9 protein-coding genes are annotated in these 14,655 nt (G+C 66.7%); 2 read left to right on the top strand and 7 right to left on the bottom strand.

What is annotated here, in order from left to right; translation table 11 throughout:
- Positions 1-26: 26 nt before the first annotated feature.
- Together FFS30_RS15600 and FFS30_RS15610 are read left to right on the top strand one after the other, a co-directional pair.
- Positions 27-2,756 carry a winged helix-turn-helix domain-containing protein gene (locus FFS30_RS15600; RefSeq protein ID WP_137914112.1) on the top strand — a complete coding sequence of 910 codons (2,730 nt, stop codon included), beginning with the start codon at positions 27-29 and terminating at the stop codon, positions 2,754-2,756.
- 294 nt (positions 2,757-3,050) lie between these two features.
- On the top strand, positions 3,051-5,849 hold the full coding sequence (locus FFS30_RS15610) for an Ig-like domain-containing protein (RefSeq protein ID WP_171014661.1): 2,799 nt from the start codon (positions 3,051-3,053) through the stop codon (positions 5,847-5,849).
- Positions 5,850-5,903: 54 nt separating this feature from the next.
- On the opposite strand, the gene FFS30_RS15615 is transcribed toward FFS30_RS15610, so the two are convergent.
- From FFS30_RS15615 to FFS30_RS15645, 7 genes are all read right to left on the bottom strand, one after another.
- Positions 5,904-7,148, bottom strand: coding sequence for a flavin-dependent oxidoreductase (locus FFS30_RS15615; RefSeq protein ID WP_137914114.1), 1,245 nt, complete (start codon positions 7,146-7,148; stop codon positions 5,904-5,906).
- 40 nt (positions 7,149-7,188) lie between these two features.
- Positions 7,189-7,833 (bottom strand): maleylacetoacetate isomerase, encoded by a 645-nt coding sequence (gene maiA, locus FFS30_RS15620; protein WP_137914115.1) that lies wholly within the window; start codon positions 7,831-7,833, stop codon positions 7,189-7,191.
- A 16-nt stretch (positions 7,834-7,849) separates the two neighbouring features.
- Positions 7,850-8,548 (bottom strand): fumarylacetoacetate hydrolase family protein, encoded by a 699-nt coding sequence (locus FFS30_RS15625; protein WP_137914116.1) that lies wholly within the window; start codon positions 8,546-8,548, stop codon positions 7,850-7,852.
- Between the two features lie 196 nt (positions 8,549-8,744).
- Positions 8,745-9,803 carry a gentisate 1,2-dioxygenase gene (gtdA, locus tag FFS30_RS15630; RefSeq protein WP_137914117.1) on the bottom strand — a complete coding sequence of 353 codons (1,059 nt, stop codon included), beginning with the start codon at positions 9,801-9,803 and terminating at the stop codon, positions 8,745-8,747.
- Positions 9,800-10,798 carry a bile acid:sodium symporter family protein gene (locus FFS30_RS15635; protein ID WP_137914118.1) on the bottom strand — a complete coding sequence of 333 codons (999 nt, stop codon included), beginning with the start codon at positions 10,796-10,798 and terminating at the stop codon, positions 9,800-9,802. The genes gtdA and FFS30_RS15635 overlap by 4 nt, the downstream gene beginning before the upstream one ends.
- 37 nt (positions 10,799-10,835) lie before the next feature.
- Positions 10,836-12,164, bottom strand: coding sequence for an amidohydrolase (locus FFS30_RS15640; protein WP_137914119.1), 1,329 nt, complete (start codon positions 12,162-12,164; stop codon positions 10,836-10,838).
- A 37-nt stretch (positions 12,165-12,201) separates the two neighbouring features.
- On the bottom strand, positions 12,202-14,652 hold the full coding sequence (locus FFS30_RS15645; protein ID WP_137914120.1) for a TonB-dependent receptor: 2,451 nt from the start codon (positions 14,650-14,652) through the stop codon (positions 12,202-12,204).
- Between the last annotated feature and the right edge of the window lie 3 nt (positions 14,653-14,655).

Raw genomic sequence — 14,655 nt, forward strand, 5'->3', positions numbered from 1 at the left:
CACTGCCGCGTTTATCATCGCGTCCCATGAACGCCATGCCGAAACCGCCGACCGCAGCGATGCTCTGGCGTTTCGGCAATGCCGAGTTCGACGAGGCGGCCTTCGTGCTGCGCGTCGCCGGCAGCGAGTGCGATCTGCAGACGCGGCCGCTGCAAGTGCTGCAACTGCTGCTGCGCCACGCCGGCGAAGTGGTCACGCGCGAAGAGATTCTCGACGCGGTCTGGGGCCACCGGCATATTGCCGACACCACCCTCAACAGCGCAGTCAGCCGCCTGCGCCGCGCGCTCGGCGACGAAGAGCTGCGCATCATCGGCAACGTCGCGCGCGTCGGTTACCGGCTCGGCGTGCCGGTGCGCGCCGACGCCATCGAGGCCGCGGTCGGACCCGGGGCCCTGTCGCTGAAGGCCGGCCAGGGCGTGCCGGGGCGGCCTGACTTCGTCCTCACCGAACCGCTCGGCTCGGGCGAAGTCGAGGTGTGGCTGGCGCGGCAGAAGCACACGCGGACCCTGCGCGTGTTCAAGTTCGCGCTCGACGGCCCGCGCCTGACCTCGCTCAAGCGCGAAGTCACCCTCGCGCGCGTGCTGCGCGAAACGCTCGGCGAGCGCGCCGACCTGGTCTACCCGCTCGACTGGAATTTCGAGACGCTGCCGTTCTTCATCGAACTGCCCTACGCCGGCAGCAACCTGATCGACTGGGCGCAGACGCAGGGCGGCATCGCCTCCGTTGCCCTGCAACGGCGCATCGAACTGCTCGCCGACATCGCCGAGACCGTCGCCGCCGCGCACGACGCCGGCGTGCTGCACAAAGATCTGAAGCCGGCCAACGTGCTGATCGACGCGGCCAACGCGCGTGCGCGCGTGATCGACTTCGGCTGCGGACAACTGCTCGATCCCGAACGGCTCACCGAGCTGAAAGTCACGCGCATGGGTTTCACGCGCGAAGAGATCGGCGAGTATTCGCGCGGCGGCACCGCGCTCTACCTCGCGCCCGAAGTGTTGAACGGCCACGCGCCGACCATGCAGGCCGACGTCTACGCGCTCGGCGTGATGCTCTACCAGCTCTGCGTCGGCGAGTTGCAGGCGCCGATCACGCCGGGCTGGCAGAGCCGCATCGCTGACGAACTGCTGCGCGAGGACATCGAAGCCGCCGCACACGGCGAACCGGCGCAGCGCCTCGCGTCCGCCGCCGAACTCGCCGCGCGCCTGCGCAGTCTGCCTGCGCGCCGTGCCGCACGCGAGCACGAGCGCGCGCTGCGCGAACGCGCGGACGCGATGCAACAGGCACTCGAAACACAGCGCGCGCGGCGGCCGTGGATCGTCGCCGCGATTGCCGTGCTCGCCGTCGGCCTCGTCGCCAGCAGCGCGTTGCTCCTGTTCGCGCGTGCACAGCGCGAAGAAGCCCTGCGCCAGCAGGACGAAGCGCTGCGGCAGAAGCGCATCGCCGAAGCGACGCGCGGCTTCCTGCGCGACGACGTGATGCGTGCGGCCAATCCCGACTACCGCACCGGCGCGCAGGAAGTCAGCGTCAACGACGCCATCCGCAGCGCCGCCGGCAAGGTCGCGCAGCGCTTCGCCCGCCAGCCCGGGCTCGAAGCGGAAGTGCGTGGCGAACTCGGCTCGCTCTACAACCAGACCACCGAGTACCGTCTCGCCACGGCCGAGTTCGAGCGGGCGCTCGAATTGTTCGCGCACGATCCGCGCGCCGACGCGCGCTCGCTTGCGCTAACGCGCTACCGGCTCGCGCAGGCGCTGGTCGGCCAGTACGAATATCCGAAGGCGCGCGCCGTGCTCGATGCGACTGCGGAGCCGCCCGGCGCAGACGATGAAGTCGCCCTCGCGCGCGACATCGCCTGGGGCAATTACCTCTACCGCACCGGCGACTCGGCGGCGGCGCTGGCCTATCGGGAACGCGCGGTCGCCGACCTGCGCCGGCTCGATCCCGACGACACCCTCGCCCTCGCTCTCGCGCAGATCCAGCTCGCCAATATCCATCGCGTCCTCCACCACGACGGTGAAGCCCGGCGCATCGCTGACGCCGTCGCCGCCGACCTGCTCGCCAGGCAGCTCGACGACACCACCGCCTACGCGACCGTGCTGGCCCTGTCCGCGCGCCTCGCCTACAACCGCCACGACTACGCGCAGGCCCAGGTGCAGGGCAACGCCGCGGCCGATCTGATACGCAAGATCGCCGGACGCGACACGATCACCGTCGTCGAAGCCCTGTCCTATGTCTCGGCCGCGCAGACCGCGAGTGGCGACTACGCACAGGCGCGCGCGACGACGCAGCGCTGCTACGACGCGCTCATCGCGCTCAAGCACCCGAGCGCGATTGCCGCGGCGATCGGCCTCGCCCACATCGACTACCTCGCCGGCGACCGCGCCGCGCTGCCGCGCATGCAGCGCCTCGTCGGCGAATACGAAACCGCGGCGAGGGCGACGACCGGCCAGCCGCCGCCGATCGCGATGAGTGGACGCTTCGATCTCGCCGACGATCTGCTCGACGCGGGCGCGGCGACGCAATTGCCGGCGATACGCGAACTCGTTGCCTCGCTCGACCTCGCCGCATACGAGCGTGACACCGGCGAACTCGACTGGCCGGCGCGCTTCGACGCCCTGCGCGGCCGCCTCGCCCTGCTCGAAGGCGACAAGGCGCGCGCCAGGCAATTGCTCGAAGCGGCAATCGCCGCGATGAGCGAAGCGAAATCCGCACGCCACCAGATCGAACGCGCGCAACGCGCGCGCGCTGCGGCGAAGTAGTCGGCCGCGTCGCTCTGACGCACGAGCGGCATTCGCACATTCTCTCTTTTGCGACCGCTCGTTCGAGCGATGCGCGGCATGCGCCGCAAATATCGGAACGTCGCCGCGACCCGAACGAGAAAACGTGCCGAATCCTCGTTGCTACCGTCGTAAAAAATATTTCGCCGGACGTGATAGCCGGCCATACCCATTTGCGCCTGCTTCTGAATGATCGGGATTCACGCGGCGCAATCGCCGCCTTCGACGGGCCGAGCCCGCGAGAAGACCCGGCAGTCTCCGAGCAGAGGATTCGCAATGAAGGGCCGTTACCGTCAGCGCAATTTGAAACTGTCTTTCCTCGCGCTGAGCCTCGGCCTCGGCACATTGGCGCAGGCGGCCTGTCCGAACGGTTACCTCTGCGGCAGCGACGGAGGCGCAGGCGGGAATGCGTCGTACAACGCTGCGGGCAGCGGCGGCGTCAACGCCGACGCCACTGCCACGTACGCGCGCAACGGCGGCGCCGGAGGATGCGGAGCGGGACAGGGCAACGCAGGCGGCGGCTGCGGACTCGCCGACAACTATCTCGGCGGCGTCGGTGGCGGCAGCGACAGCGGCGGTGGCGGCGGCAGCAACTATTACGGCGGCGGCGGCGCGAGCGCGGGCGGCAGCGGCGGTGGCGGCGGCGCGGGCGGCAGCGAAGGACAACTGGCACACATGCCGGGCAACCTCGGCAGTTCGCTCGGCGGCAATGGCGGCAACGGCGGCAGCAGTTGGGAGGACCCGAAGACCGGTGGCGCGGGCGGCGGCGGTGGCGGCGGCAGCGGTGCGGCGCTCGACGGCGGCTTGTCCTACAACATCGCGGCGAACGTCACCATCCGCGGCGGCAGCGGCGGTGCCGGGAAAGGCATGGCAGGCCGCAATGCCTCCTCGAGCGGCGATGGCGGTTACGGCCTGCGCGTCGGCGACGGCGCGAGCCTCGTCAACAACGGCGCGATCTTCGGCGGCAACGGCGGCGCGAATGTCGCCGGCCGCAGCTCGGGCGGTATCGGCATCGTCGGCAAGGGCCTGACGATCCTCAATTCGGGCGCCATCTCGGGCGGCCTCGCCGGCGACGGAACGACGCGCGCGGCGGCGATCCGCTTCACCGGCGGCACCAACGCCCTCGTACTGCAGGGCAATTGGACGATCGCCGGCACGGTCGACGCGACCGCGGGCATCGACGACACGCTCACGCTCGGCGGCAGCACCGATTCGACGTTCGATCTCAATCAGGCCGGCGACGGCGGACAATTCGTCGGCTTCCAGGCTCTCGGCAAAAACGGCACGAGTTCGTGGAGCCTCACCGGCAGCACGGCGCTACCGCTAAATTTGTCGGCCGGCACGATCGTCATCGGCAATCCGTCTGTGAACGGCGGCATCACCGCGGTGTCGATGGGCTCGCTGACCTGGAACGGCGGCGCCGCGATCGGTATGCAGCTCGGCGCGTCGGCGGCCGGATCGGACGTGCTCAACATCAGCGGCGTACTGGCCCCGGCCGGCAGCGGCACGTATCGTTTTCACTTCAGCGACGGCGTGGGTACTCCGGGCTGCGGCACGACCTATCCGCTGATCCGCGCCGCCGGCATCAACACCTTCGTTCTGCGCGATTTCAGCTTCGACTATTCGGGCGCGAACGCGAATTTCGACGGCGTCTTCGCGATCAGCGGCGACGACCTGCTGTTCGAGACGACGAAATGCCAGCAAGCGATCACTGCGTTCTCGGCGACGCCCGCGAGTACGGTCTATTCGCCGAGCGGCACGTTCACGGTTTCCGCTGCAGCCGGAGATTCGGCGAACCCGGTGACGTTCACTATCGCTGCCGCGTCGGCATCCGTGTGCGCGCTCGCACCTGCGCCGGCCGCCGCAGGCTCGACCTCGACGCGCACCGTTTCCCCGCAATGCCAAGGCTGGGGCAACGGCGCCGACGCCGCCGCGCCCGCGGCCTGCAACAACGGCACCTACACGGCCAGCATCGCGATTCGCGGCGCCGGTGTGTGCAGCGTGCTCGCGAACCAGGCCGGTAACACGACGTACCAAGACGCAACGCCATTGAGCCTGCCGGTGACGATCGCCAAGGCCGCACAGACGATCGATTTCGGCGCCCAGCCCACGCAGACCTTCGTGAAGAACGGCACGTTCGCAATCGCACCTGCGGCGACGGCGAGCAGCGGTCTCGCCGTGAACTATTCGATCGCTGCGGCATCGGCAGCGGTATGTTCGCTCAGCGGCGCGACAGTGACGATGCTCGCTGCCGGCACCTGCACCGTGGCGGCGGATCAGGCCGGCAACGCGAACTACAACACCGCCACGCAAGTCGCTCAATCGATCGCGATCGGCATCGCAAACAGCACGGTGACGCTGAGTGTAAATCCTGCGAACGCAATGGTCGGACAGACTGTCGTCTTCACCGCGACAGTGAACGGCCAAGCACCGACCGGCACGATCACGTTCAAGGATGCAGCGAACTCGCTATGCGCCGGTCCCGTCGTGATCGCCGCGGCTACATCGACCGCGACTTGCACCACGACGCTCAGCCTCGGCAGCCACAGCGTCGTCGCGACCTATTCCGGCGATACGAACAACAGCGGGCCGCAGAGCAGCGCGGCGGTCGCGGTCGGCGTCGCGCTCAATCCGGCGACGATGAATCTCGTGGCAACGCCGAACCCGGTCACGCAAGGCCAGGCGCTGACCCTGACCGCGACGGTCGGCGGCAATGCACCGGCCTCGTCTTCGCTCGCGTTCGCAGCGACCGCGAAGCAAAACGCTGCGCCGGCCGCAGCGGCAACGCCGACCGGCAGCGTGACGTTTTACGACGGCGCCGCGGTGCTCGGCAGCAGCAACCTCGATGCGGCCGGCATGGCGACGTTGAGCATTGCTTCGCTGTCCGTCGGCACACACCAGCTCAGTGCGACGTATGCGGGCGACGGCATGTTCGCGCAGACGACGATGGCGGCGGCGGTCGCGGTCAACGCGGCGGCGCCCGCCGTGCCGGCGCCGGCATTGTCGCCATGGATGTTGATCCTGCTCGGCGGCCTGCTCGCATCGTTCGCGTTGCAGCGATGCGCCAAAGGCTGAGCCCGCGCACGCAAGAAAACGGGAGCGGGGAAAGGGGCGGTGGGCTCGCGGCGCCTAGTGCGCCGCGAGCTTGTCGAGCGAGTAGCCGGCGACGGCCTTGTACTGGTTGACGATGCTTTCGAGTTCGTCCTTGCCGACCACGTCTTCGATGCGCTCGAAGCGCGCGCCGTTGGTGCGCTCGTGCACGACCTGCAGAATCTTGTCGGGCGGTGCCTTGCGGTTCATTAGCACGACGTCGCCGGTTTCCTTGAGCCGCACCTTCTCGTACGCGGCCAGCGCGTCGGGGCCGACACCGAGTTCCTTGAACTTCTCGGCGATGTAGCGCGCATCGAGAATCGCCTGTCCGGCACCGTTCGAGCCGCGCGGCACCATCGGATGCGCCGCGTCGCCCAGCAGGGTCAGGCGGTCGAAGGTCCAGCGCGGCAGCGGGTCCTGATCAACCATTGGGTATTCGAGGATTTCGCTCGTCGATTCGATCAAGCCGGCGACGTCGAGCCAGTCGAAATGCCAGTTCGCGAACGTCGGCAGCACGTCTTCTAGACGGCCGCGGCCGTTCCAGTCGCGTCGCGCCGGCTGCGGTGCGGCGACTTCGGCGACCCAGTTGACGAGCTGGTTGCCGTCGGCGTCGATCGCATCGCGGATCGGATAGATCACCATCTTGCCGACCGTGAACCACCCGGCGCGCACCATCGTCGCGCCGCCGAGGAACGGTTTCCACTTCACCGCGCCGCGCCACATATTGTTGCCGGAATAGCGCGGCGCGCCTTCGTCCGGATAGAACTGCTTGCGCAGCGCCGAGTGGATCCCGTCGCAGGCGACCACGACCGAAGCGCTCACGCTATGCGATGCGCCGTGGCTGTCGACGAACTGCGCCTTGGCGCGATCGCCCTCGTTGCTCGCGCCGGTGCAGCGGCGGTCGGTGACGATCGCGTCGGCGCCGAGACGCTCGCGCACCGCGGCAAACAGCACCGCATGCAGATCGCCGCGATGTATCGAAAACTGCGGCCAGACGTAGCCGGCGGCGACGCCGGCAGGCTCGCGGTAGATGAGCTGGCCGTGATGATTGAAGAACGCCGATTCCTTCGTCGTCACCGCGACCGCGGCCAGGCGCTCGACCAGGCCGAGGCGGTCGAGCACGCGCACCGCGTGCGGCAGCACATTGATGCCGACGCCGAGCGGCTTCAGCTCGGGCGCCGCTTCATAGACGCGGCAGGAGATGCCGGCGGCGTGCAGTTCGAGAGCGAGGGTCAGGCCGGCGATGCCGGCACCGACGATCAGGACTTCGCATTCTTGGCTCATGGGGTTACTCGCATCGTGATGGCGGCGCGGGCCGCGCGGACTATTCGGCGTCGATCTGCTTTGCCGGCGCGGCATCGGCGAACGCGGCGAGTTCCTCGCAGCGCGCGGCGATGGCGTTGATCGTCGGATACGCACTCAGGTCCGCACCGAAGCGCTTCGCGTTGAACACCTGCGGCACGAGCGCGACGTCGGCCAGGGTCGGCGTGTCGCCGTGGCAGAACTTGCCGCGCCACGGGCTCGCGGCGAGGCGCGCTTCGAGCGCCGAGAATCCGGCGCCGACCCAATGCCGATACCAAGCGTCGGTGTCGTCTTTCTTCAGGCCGTAGGCGGCGGCGAGGTGTTTGAGCACGCGCAGATTGCCGATCGGATGAATGTCGCAGGCGATGTCCATCGCGATTGCGCGCACGTCGGCGCGACCGACCGGATCGGCCGGCAGCAGCGGCGGCGACGGATGCGTCTCTTCGAGATACTCGATGATCGCGAGCGATTGGTGCAGCGGCGGACCGCCGTCGACGAGCACAGGCACGAGCGCCTCGGGCGCGATGTCGCGGTACGCCGGTGCAAACTGCTGGCCGCCGTCACGCGTGAGGTGCACGGAAAGATAGTCGTAGGCCAAACCTTTCAGGTTCAGCGCGATACGCACGCGGTACGAGGCGGAGCTGCGGAAATAATTGTAGAGCTGCATGGTCTTCGCTCCGCGATCAGACGACGGCGACGTCGAATTCACCAAGGCCGTCGATGCCGCCCTGGATCTTGTCGCCCTTGACGACGGCGCCGACGCCTTCGGGCGTGCCGGTGTAGATCAGATCGCCCGGCACGAGCGCGAAGAATTTCGACAGGTAGGCGACCGTCTCGGCGACCGACCAGATCAGGTCGGACAGATCGGCCTTCTGTTTCGATTCGCCGTTGAGCCTGAGCCAGATTGCACCCTTGGCCAGATGGCCGACTTCGCTCGCACGGTGGATCGGCCCGATCGGTGCGGAATGATCGAAGGCCTTGCCGATATCCCACGGCCGGCCCATCTCGCGCATCTTGATCTGCAGATCGCGGCGGGTCATGTCGAGACCGAGCGCGTAGCCGTAGACGTGATCGAGCGCGTTCTCCACGGCGATGTCGCTGCCGCCCTTGCCGATCGCGGCGACGAGTTCCATTTCATAGTGGCAGTTCTTCGTTTCGGTCGGATACGGAAACGTGCCGGTCGAACCCGGCGCGACGTAGACGATTGCATCGGCCGGCTTGCAGAAGAAGAACGGCGGCTCGCGGTCGGGATCGAAACCCATCTCGCGCGCATGCGCGGCGTAGTTGCGGCCGACGCAGTAGATACGGCGAACAGGAAATGCCTGGTTGGTGCCTGCGACGGGCACCGTAACGGCGGGAGCAGCGGGAACGGCGAGATTCATGACATGACTCCGGGAAATCGAAAGGTCCGTAAACGTATTCGCAATTGTGCGGGAAGCTGCTTCTTGCTCGTCATTCCCGCGCGCTCTTGGCGGGAATCCAGTGACTTTCCCACTAATTCAAAGGCGCTGGATTCCCGCCAGAAACATGCGGGAATGACAGGAATGGAATTTTCCGCTTTTCACTGGTTGAGTACTCTCAGCTATCCATCCTTTGTTCGCGCAGAATATTCAGCGCGCTCTGCACCGGGCGGTCGGAAAAACTGAACAGCACCGCGTCTTCGTCCGCATGCAGCGTGTGCGTTTTCCACGACGGCACGACGAAGTGATCCTTCGGCCCGAACTCGAACGCGACGCCGTCGACGACGACGCGGCCGCGGCCTTCGACCACCGAGTAGACCGCGCCGTCGGTGCTGCGGAAGGGTTTTCCGGAAAATCCGCGCGGCAGAAATTGGATGAAGGTCGCCAGTGTCGGCATCGGCCAGCCGCCGGTCGCCGGATTGACGTAGCGCAGTTTGACGCCGTGCCAGTCGTCGATCTCGCCGTCGCGGTAGAGGCGGTCGAGCACTTCGCGCGAGCGCAGGTACGGATAGCTGAAGATCGGCGAAGTCGGCGACGACGGCTGATAGTCAACCGGCAGCAGATTGTGACCGTAGCGCGCGAGCGCATTGCCCTCGGGACGGCTGACCTGCTGCGACTTCGCCGCACTCTTCTCCTCGAAGCCGGCGTCGAAGAAACGCACGATCGGAATATCGAGGCCGTCGAGCCAGACCACGGCCTCGGCCTCGCCGTCGAGACCATCGTTGCCGTGATCGTGCCAGGTCCAGCTCGGCGTGATGATGAAATCGCCCGGATACATGGTCGTGCGTTCGCCGTCGACCGCGGTGTACGCGCCCTTGCCGTGCACGATGAAGCGCAGCGCCGACTGCACGTGACGGTGCGCCGGCGCGACTTCGCCCGGCAGGATCAACTGCAGGCCCGCGTACAGCGACTGCGTCGCGCTCGACTGCCCCGGCAGCGCCGGATTCTCGAGGATCAGCACGCGCCGCACCGCTTCTTCCGCAGTGATCAGCGCGCCCGCGCGTTCAATGAACGGGAACACCTCGCTCCACTTCCACAATGCCGGCACGCACGGGCCGTTCGGCGTGTGCGGCACGAGCACGCTGAGCGATTCCCACAGCGGCGACATGTGCAGTTGCTTCAATTCCTGGTAGAACGCGCCGCGCTGCTGCGCGGCATCGGTATTCGTCGCGGTCATGATGAACTTCCGGGAGAAACGACGGCGGCCTGGCGCGCATAGCGCTGCGCGAGCACGGCGCAGACCATCAATTGCACTTGATGGAACAACATCAGCGGCAGCACGATCGCGCCGACCGTCGCGCCGGCGAACAGCACGTTCGCCATCGGCACGCCGGCGGCGAGGCTTTTCTTCGAGCCGCAGAACAGGATGGTGATGCGGTCCTCGCGCGAAAAGCCGAGGCGCTTACCGAGCTGCGAGGTGACGAACAGCGCGACCGCGAGCAGCACGCAGCAGAGCCCGAGCAGGATCGCGAGCGTCTGCAGCGACACCTGCTGCCAGAGGCCGGCGACGACGGCCGCGCTGAACGCGGTGTAGACGACGAGCAGGATCGAGCCGCGATCGACCAGGCCGATGACTTTCTTGTGCCGGTCGATAAAGGCGCCGATCCACGGCCGCAGAATCTGCCCGGCAACGAACGGCACGAACAACTGCAGGACGATGCCCTGGATCGCCGCGAGCGGCGCGGGCCCGGCCGCGCTCGCGTTAGTGTGGATCAGCACGCCGACCAGCAGCGGCGTGATGAAGATGCCGAGCAAGCTCGACGCCGACGCCGCACACACCGCCGCGGGCACGTTGCCGCGCGCGATCGAGGTGAACGCGATCGACGACTGCACGGTCGACGGCAGGGTACAGAGAAACAGAATGCCGAGCGCGAGCTGCGCGCCGACGAGCCCGGTCGCGAGCGGCTGGGCGAGGTAGCCGAGCAGCGGAAATAATACGAAGGTGCAAGCGAGCACGAGCAGGTGCAGGCGCCAGTTGGTCAACCCCGCGATGACCGCTTCGCGCGAGAGCTTGGCGCCGTGCAGGAAGAACAGCAGCGCGATCGCGACATTGGTGACGACCTCGAAGATCTCGGCCGCGCGGCCGCGACACGGCAGCAGCGTGGCGAGGATCACGGTGGAGATCAGGGCGAGCGTGTAACGGTCGAAAATCAGGGCAAGCGTATTTTTCATGGCACTGCAAACATTCCTTGGTGTTGCTTATCTTCCATTATTTTGTCTGCATCACGTTGACCACGGCCAGCGTCATCGCCTGCGTGCCGGTGCGGATCACTTCCTGCGCCGCAGGCAGATACTTCGACGAATGATGCACCGGCAGCACTTCGCCTTTCTGTTTCGCCTCGGCCACGCGCTGCGGATCGTAGGCGCCGATGCGGAAATAGAACGACGGCACACCGGCCACGCCGTATTCGGAAAAATCCTCGCTGCCGGTCTCCGGAACGAGCAGTTCGTGCGTGTCGGCGCCGAACGCGGTGCGGAACACCGCCGCGGTTCTCTCGGTCAGCGCCGCGTCGTTGACGATCATCGTGTAGCCGCGGCGGAGATCGAAGTCGGGCGGGGCCGGCGCGCCGGCCATGTCGGCTTCGGCCTTCGCCGTGCGCTGGATGCCGGCGAGCAGTTTCTCGCGCACCTCGGTGTCCTGCGCGCGCGTCGCGCCGCGCACGGTCGCCTTGTCCGGCGTGCCGTTGCCGAGCGGCCCGCTGTCGATCGAGCCGACCGCGATCACGCCGAATGCGGCGGGGTCTTTCTCGCGGCTGATCACGGCCTGCACGTCGACGGCGAAACGCGCGGCCATGAGTACCGGATCGATGCCCATGTTCGGCCGCGAGCCGTGGCTGCTGCGGCCGTGGAAGACGATCTGGAAATCGTCGACGCTCGAACTGGCCACGCCCGGCTTGTAATAGACGCCGGGCGGATCGGCCGAATTGTGCAGGCCGAACGCGAAGTCGGGCCGCGGGAAGCGCGTGAACAGGCCGTCGTCGATCATCGCCTTGGCGCCGTTGCCGCCCTCTTCCGCAGGCTGGCCGATAAACATCAAGGTGCCGTGCCAGCGATCCTTCATCGCGAGCAGCGCCCTCGCCGTGCCGACCCAGGTAGCCATATGCGTGTCGTGGCCGCAGCCGTGGAAGACGAAGGACTCCCTGCCGGTGCGCGTGATCTGCTTGACGTGGCTTGCGTACGGCAAGCCGGTTTCTTCCTGGATCGGCAGCGCGTCAATGTCGGTGCGCACGAGCACGACCGGACCCGCGCCGTTCTTGTAAAGCGCCACGATACCGGTTTTGCCGACGCCCTCAGTGACGGTGAAGCCGAGCGCGCGCATTTCCTTGGCCAGCAGCGCCGCGGTGCGTTTTTCCTGATAGCCGAGTTCGGGATGTTCGTGCAGGTCTTTGTACAGAGCGAACAATTGCGATGCGTCCTTGTTCGCCTGCGCTTCGGCCGCGGCCCGCGTCGCCGCGACGTCGAACGCGAAACCGAGACACGGCGCCAGGCCGGCCGCGAGCGTGGCGAAGAACAGGGTGAGAGGTTTTTTGCGAATCATTCGGTATCTCCAGATGGACGGTCGGGCCGGCGCAGGCTCAGAAGCGGTAGTGGACCTTGCCGTAGACGTAGCGGCCGTTGGAGCCGAACGGCGAGAGCGCGGAATACGGAATGCCGAACGAGCCCAATTCGTGCGAGTTGGTGACGGCGTTCTTCTGCGGATACACATTGGTCAGGTTGTCCGCGCCGACGATGAACTTCCACGCGTTCCAGTCGTAGCTCGCGGACACGTCGAGCAGCCAGCGCGCCGCGTAGGTCTGGTCGGCCTTGCCCACCGCGAGTTCCTCCGGATTCATCAGATCGGCGACCGAGCCGTAGCGCGTGAGATTGGCATGCAGGCCGAGCCCTGCGCGCGACCAGTCGCCGCTGAGGATGTATTTCTGGTGCGGCGTCGCCACGGTGAAATTGCCCGAGGCATTGCGGCCAAACGCCGACTTGACGACGCCGCCGGAAACATAAGTCGGCGGGTTCAGCGACAGGAAGGTCGTCGAGTTCCAGTTGGCATTGAGGCCAAGCTTCAATTCACCGTAGTCGCCGAGGTCCAGGTTGTAACTGTTGACCCAGTCCACGCCGCGCGTGCGCGTCGTCGCGCCGTTGAAGAAGTACTGCACCGAGGTGATGCCGCGGCTCAAATCGGTCAGCGGCAGCGGACTTGAATAGAGAATGCGATTGCCGATGCGGATTTGATAGGCATCGATGGTCGAAGTGAAGTTGTCGATCGGATTCCAGACCAGGCCGAGACCGAAGTTCGTCGACTTCTCCGGCTTCAGCGGCTTCGCGCCGAGCGCCTGCGCGACCGCGCTGGTCGGCGGGAACGTGCCGGTGTAGAGCAGTTGTCCGCTCGACACGATCGAGCTGACCGAGGTGAAATATTCCTGCGCGAGCGCCGGCGCACGGAAGCCGTTGGACACGGTGCCGCGCAAGGCCAGCGTATCGGTCAGCTTGTAGCGCGCGGAGAATTTTCCGGCGAGCGCTGAGCCCGCGTCGCTGTAGTCTTCGTAGCGCGCGGTGAAACCCGTCGAGAGGCGGTCGGACAGATTGGTTTCAATGCCCGCGTACACGGCATGGTCGTGGCGGCTCCAGTCACCCGCCGAGGCCGGCTGGATACCCGTGGTGCCCTGGGAGGAACCGGGCGGCGTCGCGCCGCTCGGCGTTCTGGCCTTCGGATCGTAGTAATACGACGCCGCATCGCCCGGCGAGATCGAGTAGGTCTCGCGGCGGAATTCGTAACCCCACGACACCGTCGCGGCATTCGGCAAAAAGCCGAACTGGAAATCCTTCGACATGTCGAAGTTGATCACCTGCTGCGTATATTCGTACGCACCCGCATAGAACCGCGTCGGCGAACGGCCGAGCGAGTAGTACATATTGGTGTTGAGCGTGTCGATCGAGTCGTAGCTGAGACGGCTTTTGCCGTAGTCCACGGACGCGTCCCAGTGCCAGCCGCCCTCGGTCGTGCCGCGCAGCCCGAACACGCCGTTGAGATCGTTCGGATGCGACACCGACTGCGGCAGGAATCCGTTCGGATACAGCGCCGGCACGTTCTTGGCATCGTTGTACGTGCGGTAGAGCGAACTCGTGATGCCTTTGCGCCGGCTCGCGGTGAGATAGCCGTAGGCCTCGACCGCGGGCGAGAAGGTGTAGCCGAAACTGACCAAGCCCTGGTAGCTGACGATCGCCGGCAAGCCGTAGCGCTGATACGAAAACTTTCCGGCCGGCAGTGCGCCGGGCGCCGTCGTCGCGCGATCGGTGTTGTAGGCGCGGTTGGTCTTCATCGCGTTCTGATAGTCGAGCGACACGCGCACCCAACCCGGCGCCTTGCCGTCTTCGTCTCTCGCGCCGAACGAGAATCCGTACGAACCACCGAGGCCGTTCTGCGCGCCGTCGCCCTTGCTGCGCTGGCCCGCGTTGACGCTGATACCGTTGCTGCCTTCGCGCGCGCCGTGCTTGAGCACGATATTGATCACGCCGGCGATCGCGTCGGAGCCGTATTGCGCCGAAGCGCCGTCGCGCAGCACTTCGATATGGTCGATCGCCGACATCGGAATCGAATTGATGTCGACCGGTGCGGAGCCGTAGGTCGGGCCGCCGTTGAGCTGGATGTACGACGAGGTGTGATAGCGCTTGCCGTCGACGAGAATCATGACCTGGTCGGGCGACAAGCCGCGCAGCACCACCGGACGGATCGTCGCGGCGCTGCCGCCGATCGGCGTGATCGGAAAGTCGAGCGAAGGCAGCAGCGAACTCAGCGCGCTGCCGAGATCGCTGCTGCCGGTCGAATCGAGATCTTTCGGCGTGAGCACATCGATCGGCGACAGCGATTCGGCTTCGGTGCGATTCACTGCACGCGTGCCGGTCACGATCACCGTGTCGAGACTCGACGCCGGCTGCTGAGATTTTTCGGCGCTCTGCGCCGCCGCCAGCGTGGAAACGCCGGCGGCGACGGCGGCAGCGAGCCAATGCACTCCCCGTTGTTTGTTGCAAATCATCCA

The sequence above is a fragment of the Rudaea sp. 3F27F6 genome (assembly GCF_005503555.1).
In the GTDB taxonomy this organism is placed as follows: Bacteria; Pseudomonadota; Gammaproteobacteria; order Xanthomonadales; family Rhodanobacteraceae; genus Rudaea.

What these genes read in the sequence shown, in the direction of transcription:
- FFS30_RS15600 (WP_137914112.1), top strand. Translation starts at nt 27, where the DNA reads ATGAACGCCATGCCGAAACCGCCGACCGCAGCGATGCTCTGGCGTTTC.
- FFS30_RS15610 (WP_171014661.1), top strand. Translation starts at nt 3,051, where the DNA reads ATGAAGGGCCGTTACCGTCAGCGCAATTTGAAACTGTCTTTCCTCGCG.
- FFS30_RS15615 (WP_137914114.1), bottom strand. Translation starts at nt 7,148, where the DNA reads ATGAGCCAAGAATGCGAAGTCCTGATCGTCGGTGCCGGCATCGCCGGC.
- maiA (WP_137914115.1), bottom strand. Translation starts at nt 7,833, where the DNA reads ATGCAGCTCTACAATTATTTCCGCAGCTCCGCCTCGTACCGCGTGCGT.
- FFS30_RS15625 (WP_137914116.1), bottom strand. Translation starts at nt 8,548, where the DNA reads ATGAATCTCGCCGTTCCCGCTGCTCCCGCCGTTACGGTGCCCGTCGCA.
- gtdA (WP_137914117.1), bottom strand. Translation starts at nt 9,803, where the DNA reads ATGACCGCGACGAATACCGATGCCGCGCAGCAGCGCGGCGCGTTCTAC.
- FFS30_RS15635 (WP_137914118.1), bottom strand. Translation starts at nt 10,798, where the DNA reads ATGAAAAATACGCTTGCCCTGATTTTCGACCGTTACACGCTCGCCCTG.
- FFS30_RS15640 (WP_137914119.1), bottom strand. Translation starts at nt 12,164, where the DNA reads ATGATTCGCAAAAAACCTCTCACCCTGTTCTTCGCCACGCTCGCGGCC.
- FFS30_RS15645 (WP_137914120.1), bottom strand. Translation starts at nt 14,652, where the DNA reads ATGATTTGCAACAAACAACGGGGAGTGCATTGGCTCGCTGCCGCCGTC.